At 74.1% G+C, this 7742-nt stretch carries 7 protein-coding genes and 1 riboswitch; of the genes, 6 read left to right on the top strand and 1 reads right to left on the bottom strand.

All coding sequences use genetic code 11. The features are described from left to right. Positions 1–546: 546 nt before the first annotated feature. Positions 547–650: riboswitch (SAM riboswitch) on the top strand. A 200-nt stretch (positions 651–850) separates the two neighbouring features. Next, complete coding sequence (locus tag PV350_RS42130) at positions 851–1636, top strand: glutathione S-transferase C-terminal domain-containing protein (protein ID WP_500338683.1); 786 nt, start codon at positions 851–853, stop codon at positions 1634–1636. 76 nt (positions 1637–1712) lie between these two features. Here PV350_RS42130 and PV350_RS42125 read toward each other — a convergent pair whose 3' ends face one another. Then, a complete protein-coding gene (locus PV350_RS42125) occupies positions 1713–2219 on the bottom strand; it encodes a cupin domain-containing protein (protein ID WP_500338681.1) in 507 nt (168 codons plus the stop codon). 139 nt (positions 2220–2358) lie between these two features. Here PV350_RS42125 and PV350_RS42120 point away from each other — a divergent pair, with 139 nt between their 5' ends. From PV350_RS42120 to PV350_RS42100, 5 genes are all read left to right on the top strand, one after another. Next, positions 2359–2793 (top strand): RrF2 family transcriptional regulator, encoded by a 435-nt coding sequence (locus PV350_RS42120; protein ID WP_499516032.1) that lies wholly within the window; start codon positions 2359–2361, stop codon positions 2791–2793. Next, a complete protein-coding gene (locus PV350_RS42115; RefSeq protein WP_500338679.1) occupies positions 2790–3707 on the top strand; it encodes a DsbA family oxidoreductase in 918 nt (305 codons plus the stop codon). Before PV350_RS42120 ends, PV350_RS42115 begins: the two co-directional genes overlap by 4 nt. A 488-nt stretch (positions 3708–4195) precedes the next feature. Beyond that, positions 4196–5770 carry an ABC transporter substrate-binding protein gene (locus tag PV350_RS42110; protein WP_500338677.1) on the top strand — a complete coding sequence of 525 codons (1575 nt, stop codon included), beginning with the start codon at positions 4196–4198 and terminating at the stop codon, positions 5768–5770. Between the two features lie 32 nt (positions 5771–5802). Then, complete coding sequence (locus PV350_RS42105) at positions 5803–6831, top strand: ABC transporter permease (protein WP_499516029.1); 1029 nt, start codon at positions 5803–5805, stop codon at positions 6829–6831. Between the two features lie 2 nt (positions 6832–6833). Then, complete coding sequence (locus tag PV350_RS42100; protein WP_500338675.1) at positions 6834–7724, top strand: ABC transporter permease; 891 nt, start codon at positions 6834–6836, stop codon at positions 7722–7724. The last annotated feature ends 18 nt before the right edge of the window (positions 7725–7742 follow it).

Here is a 7742-nt window from a genome sequence, read left to right as displayed (position 1 = left end):
GCCCAGGCCCGCCCGGGAGAGCCCGGGCGGGCCTGGGCGGGAGGGCACGCCGCCGCGTCAGCGGCGGGGGCCGGGGTTCAGGAAGCCGTCAGCCTTGACAGAGGGCGCGACAGTGCGCGGTACACGCGCAACAGGAGGCGCCGGGGACGTGGTGCGTGGCGACGGGGAGCCGCGGGTGCGACGGGACGCGGCCGTGGGGCCGCTGTGCGGCCGTCCCCGGGGCTGCGTGCATCGTCGTCACCGTCACCGTTCCGCCCCGCGGGGCCTCGCGTCCACCGTCGTCGTCGGACCGTCCGGTCCGGTCGTCATCCGGGGCGTCCCACCGCGACACGGGGGCCGCCGGCCGGCGAGCCGGGCTCGCGCCGGAGCTCATGACCGATCTGCGGCGTAAGTTAGGCACGGCCCTCTGGGAATGTCAACGACGCCGTCTCACATCGTGAGCGGTCCGATGAGACGCATACGCGTCCCTTGACGCACGGGGTTTGACGACTCGACACTGATGGGCAGGTCACGATCGTCAGCGCCCACCACACCGCCCCGCGGCACGGTGGGTCATCGGCCCCGGCCCGCTGACCGGCAACCCTCACATCGCGGTGGGGTGCCCCGGGTGACGACCTGGTCCCGCCGGCGCGGCGGGGCAAGCGCGGTCCCGCGTCCTGCGGGCCCCGAGCCGGGGAGGTGGACATGCCCAGGGCACGAGTCCTCCTCCTCACCCGACGTCTGCACATCGACTTCCTGCGCGTCTGCAGCTCGTTCGGCGCGGCCGGCTGACCCCACCCCGGACCTTCAGCCGTCCCGCCGCCGGTGCCCCCAGGGGGCGACCGGTGGCCCGCCACGCCTTGGAGAGGGCATGACCGAGACGATCCCGCTCGACCCCGCACTCCACGTCTCCTGTTCGGCGCTGCCGCGCGCGTCCCGTCCCGACCGCTTCCGCGGCCGCATCGGTGTCGACCTCGCCGGCGGCTTCTACCCGGCGCCACGCAGGTACGAGCTGTTCCTGTCACCGGGCTGCCCGCTCTCGCAACGGGTCGCCGTCACCCTCGACCTGCTGGGGCTGCGGGACTCCGTCGTCACGACGCCCGTCCCTGCGGGGGCCGCCGGCGACACCGCGCTCGCCGCGCTGCGCGCGGCCTACGAGGCCACGTGGCACCACTACGACGGACCGCTCACCGTGCCCGCGCTGTGCGACCGGTGGACCGGGCGGGTCGTCAGCAACCACACCCCGGACATCCTCGGCGACCTCGCGGGCCGCCTCGGCGCCGAGGGGTGCGCCCCCGTACCCCCGCTGTGTCCCCCGTCCCTCCTGCCCGACATCGAGGCCCTCCGGCACACGGTCGACGCGGGCGTGACGAGAGCCGCCGAACTGGCCGCGGACGGGGCACCGGCCGACCGTGACGCGGCCCTGCGGACCCTGCACGCCACCCTCGACCTGCTGGACCGCCGGCTGGCCCGCGGGCCGTACGTCCTGGGTGGCCACCTGACCGCCGCCGACGTCGACGTGTGGGTGGCCCTCTCCCACCTCGCGAGCGGCCTGCTCTGCTCCTACGGCCACCTCACGGCGTACGTCGCCCGTCTCGGCGGGCACCCGGCGTTCCGTGCGCAGCCGGCGGCCGCCGCGCTCGCGGCCGCCCCCTGACGCACCGCAGCCGTCCCCGCCCTCGCCACGGGGGCGGAGGGCGGGGACGGCTGCGCGGGTCCGGGCGTCCGGCCGCTCAGGCGTCCTCGGCCGGAAGGGCGTACAGACCGGGGAGGTTGACCACGACGGCCTCCTGGGTGCTGCGGGCGATGACGACCACGGCCTCCTGCGCGGGGTCCGGGTTCTCCTCGCGGTGCGGCACGAACGGGGGGACGAAGACGTAGTCGCCGGGCGAGGTGCGCAGGCGCACCTCCTCGGGCGCGTCGCCCGAGTCGTCCAGGAAGACGAACTCGGGGTGCCCGCTCACCACGTAGATCGCGGTCTCGGACTCGCCGTGGTGGTGGTCGGAGGAGGCCGTCGCCGGGGCCACGTGGGTCTGGCCCATCCACAGCTTCTCGGAGCCCACGGCCCGCCCGCTGACGGCGGCGAACCTGCGCATCCCGCCGGTCTGCGCCGTCTCGCCGTCCAGGGCGCCCGCGCGGATGTGGTGCAGCCGGGTCCGCAGGGGCGCGGCCGCCTGCCCGGGCGCGTCGTGGAGATGGGGGTGGAAGCCTTCACCGGGGTTCGTCAGGGGCTCGCTCATGGCCCGGACGCTAGAGCGGCCCCGAAAAGGATGTCAAGAAGTGTCCTTTGCGCTTCACCTGCGGCAATGCTGCCGCAATGTACGGAGCACGGCGGCCGAACCCCCGGGCCGCGCCGCCCGGTTGGGGCATGATGGGCCCATGCATATCTCCGCGAAGGCGGACTACGCCACGCGGGCTCTGCTGGAGCTCGCCTGTGAGCCTGCCCGCCCCCTGACCTGCGAGGCCATCGCCTCCGCGCAGCAGATCCCGTTCCGCTTCCTGAAGTCCGTGGTGGGCGAACTGCGCAAGGCCGGGCTGGTACGCAGTCAGCGCGGCTGCGAGGGCGGCTACTGGCTCGGCCGGCCCGCCGGCGAGATCACCCTGCTGGACGTTGCGCGCGCCGTGGACGGCGAGTTGATCACCCTGCGGGGGGAGTCGCTGGCCGGGCTCGGCTACCCCGGTCCGGCCGCCGGGCTGCCCGGGGTGTGGCGCGAGGTCGAGGCGGGCGCGGCGGCGGTCCTCGGCGGGGTGACCCTCGCCTCGCTCCTGCCGGCGGCCGCCGCGGAACGGCTGGACCGGAAGGGAGCCGCGTGACGGCCCCGCCTCCCCCGCCCTCCGTGGAGGTGGTGGAGTACACCGATCCGCTGTGCCCCTGGGCCTGGGGTTCGGAACCGGTGTTCCGCAGGCTGCGGGCCGCGCTGGGCGGCCGGGTGCGCTGGCGCCGCGTGTACGGCGTCCTGTTCGACGTCGACGACGACCCGGCGCCCGACCCGGCCGCGGAGACCGCCTGGTACGCGCGGCACGTCGAGGAGATCAGCGCGCACACCGGGGCGCCGCGTGCGGAGCGGCTGAGCCGGGTGGCGGCGAGCTCCTGGCCCGCCTCGCTGGCCGCCAAGGCGGCCGAACTGCAGGGCGAGGAGGTGGCCGGGCGGGTACTGCGCCGGCTCCGGGAGACCGTGTTCGTGCTCGGGGAGCCGGCCGACACGCCCGCGCTCGCGCTGGCCGCCGTACGGGGCGCGCCGGGACTGGACCCGGTACGGCTCGCGGCCGACGCGGCGGCCGACGACGTTCTGGCGCGGGTACGGGCCGACCGCGCGGAGGCACGGCGCCCGGTGCGCGAGGCGCTGGCGGCGCGCAGCCTGTCGCCGCACCCCGGAGCGGCGAAGGAGACCGGCGACGGCGGGTACCGGTACGCGCTGCCGACGCTGCTCGTACGCGCCCCGGCCGGGCAGCGCGTGGTGCCCGGCTGGCGGCCCTACGCGGAGTATGCCCGCGCCGTCGAGGAGTTGTGCCCGGCACTGCTGCGGACCCCGGATCCGCTGGCGCCGGACGAGGCGCTGCGGCGCTACCGGAGCCTCACCGATCCCGAGCGGGCCCTGCTGGTCACCGGGGCCTGGCCGCCGCCGGAGGCGGTCCGGGTGGACACCGGGAACGGCCCCCTGTGGCTGCACCCCGAGGAGGCCGCCACGCACCCGGCCGCCGCTCGCGGTGCTCGCGCCGCGCGCTGAGCGGGCTCTGATCCGCCGTCACGGACCCGTCCCGCCAAATGAGACACCAATTGGTGTCTATTGACAGCCGCTCGCGGCGCTCGCCAGGATGAGCAGCATGCTCACGACGCACCCCGGTGTGGTGTGCCGCTACGTGGACCTGCGGCGCACCTGCAGCGCCCTCTGTCGCTGACCGGCCGCCGCCCACGGCCCACAGGCGCCTGACCGCATCCGTCAGCACCGGCCGCGCCGCCGCCCCGTCGAGCCGCGCCCGCCGTCCGCGCCGCCCCTTCCGCGCTTCGCCGCCTTCTCCCACCGCATCCCGGTGAGCCCCCGCGTACCCCCGAACGCCCTGCCCTGAGCGCGGCGTGCCCGGCGTCTGCCCGCCAGACCCCGACGGCACGGCCGTACCGGCACGGGACGGCGTCGGGCGCGGGTGCGCGCCGTGCCCGCCGCCACGCCCCCGCCTGCCCTGAGCCGGTCCGGGGGCCCTCGAAGAAAGCACTCAGATGCCCGGACGACTCACGCCCAGCCGCCCCGGACCCGCCTCCCCTGCCGCCCGGCGCCCGGGCCGGCTGCGCACCGCGGCCCTCGGAACCGCCCTCGTCTCCGTCCTCGTTGCCGCCCTCGGCGCGTGCGGCGGCGGCGCCGGCGCGTCGACGGGGAGCGCCACACTGAAGTGGGCTTCCTCCTACTTCCCCGCCCACTGGGACCCGGTGGTCTCCGGCAGCGGCGCCCAGTTCCGCGAACTCGCCCTCGTCTATGCCTCGTTGACGCGTACCGACGAGAACGGCAAGGCCGTCCCCGACCTCGCGAAGAGCTGGGAGTACAACGACAAGGGTGACGAGATCACCTTCCACCTCCGCCCCGGCCTGAAGTTCAGCGACGGCGAGCCGGTCGACGCGGCAGCGGTCAAGGCGGCGATCGAGCGGGCCAAGAAGCAGAAGAACTCGGCGCTCTTCGGCGACCTGACCTCGATCGCGTCGGTGGACGCCAACGGCCTGGACGCCGTCGTCCACCTCACCCAGGTCGACTACCAGATACCGCAGTTGCTCGGTGAGCGCGTCCTGCAGATCGCCAGCCCCAAGGCGGCCGCGGCCCCGCAGAAGCTGGACCAGAACCCGGTCGGCGCCGGTCCGTTCGTGGTGAAGCAGCTGATCCCCGGCACCAAGGTGCTGCTCAAGAAGAACCCGGACTACTGGGACGCGAAGAACATCCACATCGACCACGTGGAGCTCACCTCCGCCCCCGACGCCTCGACGGTCGTCTCCGGCCTCCAGACCGGCGTCTACAACTTCGCCGACCTCGAACCCAGTCAGGCGGAGGCCGCCGAGAAGGCCGGCCTGGACGTCTTCGTGCAACCCGGTTTCAACGCCTCGAACCTCAGCCTCAACGTCAACAAGGCACCGTTCGACGACGACAGGGTCGTCGACGCCGTCCGCCACGCGGTCAACCGCGCGGAGTTCGTCGACAAGCTGACCTTCGGCTACGGCGAGGCGACCGACCAGCCCTTCCCGCCGGGGTACGTGGCCTACGACCCGAAGTCCCGGGACCCGTACCCGTACGACCCGGCGACGTCCCGCAAGCTGCTCGCCGAGGCCGGCCACAAGGCGGGCGACATCAAGCTCGACCTCGTCATCCCGGCGGAGGACCCGCAGGCCGAGATCGTGCAGGCGCAGCTGGCCGCGGTCGGCATCACCGTCCGCATCAAGGTCGACAAGAACTGGGCCACCCCGTTCTTCGCCAAGGACCTGACGTTCTCGCTCTACGGCACCACCGGGCGCGACTCCGCGGTGCAGACCCTCACCGCGCACTTCGGGCCCAACGGCCCGCTGAACCTGAGCACCCCGTACGAGCCGGCCGGTTTCGACGCGGCCGTGGCGAAGGTCCGCCGCACGCCCCTGGAATCCCCCGACTACGTGGGGAACCTCCAGGCGGCGACCCGGGCCGGGCTGCAGAGCAAGGCCCTGGTCTTCACCTACTCCTCGCCCAACCTCTTCGCCAAGAACAAGGCGATCTCGGACCTGCCGAAGAACCCGGCCCACATCGACTGGACCGGCGTGACCATCGCCGGCGGCAGCTGACCACCGTCCACCACTGAAGGGGAGGCAACCTCATGACGACGACCGCCGCGCCGGTCGCCCTCACCCCCCGTCGCGGCGTCGCCGCGGCCAGGGCCCGGCACGCCGCGGGCCGGGTCCTGGCCGCCCTCGCCCGGTCCGTCGCGATCATCGTGCCCGTGTTCCTGGTCGCGACCTTCGTGACCTTCGCGCTGCGGGCGCTGAGCGGGCTCAGCCCCGCACGGATCCAGCTGGGCGAGGACGCGACACCGCAGGCCATCGCCCGGGTCGAGGCCCAGTGGGGGCTCGACCGGCCGTTCCTGGTCCAGTACGGGGACTGGCTCGACGGCATCCTGCACGGGCGGCTCGGCACCAGCTGGGCCAACGGCGCCGACATCTCCACCCTCATCGGGCTCGGCCTGGGCGTCAGCCTCTCGGTCGCGACGCTGGCCCTGCTCATCGGGGTGGTCGTGGGCTTCGCGCTGGGCACGGTGGCGGCGCTGCGCAGCACCACCTGGATCGACCGTGCCATCACCGGATTCGTCACGGTCATCTCGGTGATGCCGGCCTTCGTGGTGGGCATCGTGCTGGTCGTCGTCTTCGCCGTCGGTCTCCACTGGTTCCCCTCCGGCGGCTACGTCCCGGCGGAGCAGGGCGTCGGGCCGTGGCTGGCCCACATCACCCTCCCGGCGATCGCGCTGAGCTTCGACGTGGTCGCCGACGTCGCCCGCCAGCTGCGCGCGGGCCTCGTGGCGGCCCACCGCGAGAACTACGTCACGGGCGCGGTCGTGCGCGGCCTGAGCCCGCGGCGGATCTTCTTCGGTCACGTCCTGCGCAACGGCCTCGGACCGGCGCTCGCCACCCTCGGACTGAAGTTCCCGGCCCTGGTGGGTGCCTCCGTCGTCACCGAATGGATCTTCGGTCTGCAGGGCTTCGGCAGGTTCGCCAACGACGCCGCCCAGGCCGGGGACGTACCCGCCGTCCAGGGCGTCCTCGTGGTGTCGATCGTCCTGGTCGTCTCCTTCAACCTGATCGTCAACCTGGTGCTGGCGCGCGTGACGCCGGCGTCCCAGCGGGGGGTCTGACCATGGTGCGCCGCGTCCTCTCCCTCACCTCCGGCCGGATCGCCGCGGTCGTCCTGACCGTGATCGCGCTGCTGGCGCTGCTCGGTCCCTGGCTCGCACCGCACGATCCCCTGGCCACCAGCGACAACACCCTGGCCGCCGCCTCGGGCTCGTACTGGCTCGGCACGGACTACCTCGGCCGAGACGTCCTCAGCCGGCTCCTGGACGGCTCGCGCGTCAGCGTGCTCGGTTCGCTCGAAGTCGCCCTGACGGCCCTGGTCGTCGGCGCGGTGCCCGGCATCCTGTCGGTCTACTGGGGCCGGGTCTTCGAGTGGGCGACCCTGCGCCTGGCCGACACGCTGGTCGCGCTGCCCTTCCTGCTGTTCGCCGTCGCCGTGGTCGCGCTCCTCGGCAACGGCCTCACCCAGGCCATGCTGGTCACCGGCGTGCTGGTGTCACCGCTGTTCTACCGAGTGGCCCGCGCCGCCACCCTGGCCGTGGCGCGCTCGCCGTACGTGGAGGCGGCGCTCGTCTCCGGTGCCTCCACGGGCTGGATCGTACGCCGCCACGTGTGGGGCAAGATCCTCCCGCCGGTCGCGGTCGCGCTCGCCCAGACCATCGGCGTCGGCTTCGTGATCGTCTCCAGCCTGACCTTCCTCGGCATCGGTGTGCAGCCGCCGGCGCCCACCTGGGGCGGCCTGCTCGCCTCGGACCTGGGCTACCTCAGCCACCAGCCGTGGGCCCCGGTGGCCCCCGCCCTGCTGATCATGGCCACCGTCTGGGCGAGCAACCTGCTCGCCGACGCGATCCGCGACGTCTCCGGCGAGGCGGGACGCGCACTGCTCGACCGCCGCAGGGCCCGCGCCAACCGCCTCGACAAGCCCGACCCCGCCCCCACCGGAGGTGCGCGATGACGACCGTGTCCGAAGGAC

The organism is Streptomyces sp. PA03-6a (genome assembly GCF_033792765.1).
Classification (GTDB): Bacteria; Actinomycetota; Actinomycetes; order Streptomycetales; family Streptomycetaceae; genus Actinacidiphila.
This window is presented reverse-complemented; position numbering and strand designations above follow the sequence as displayed.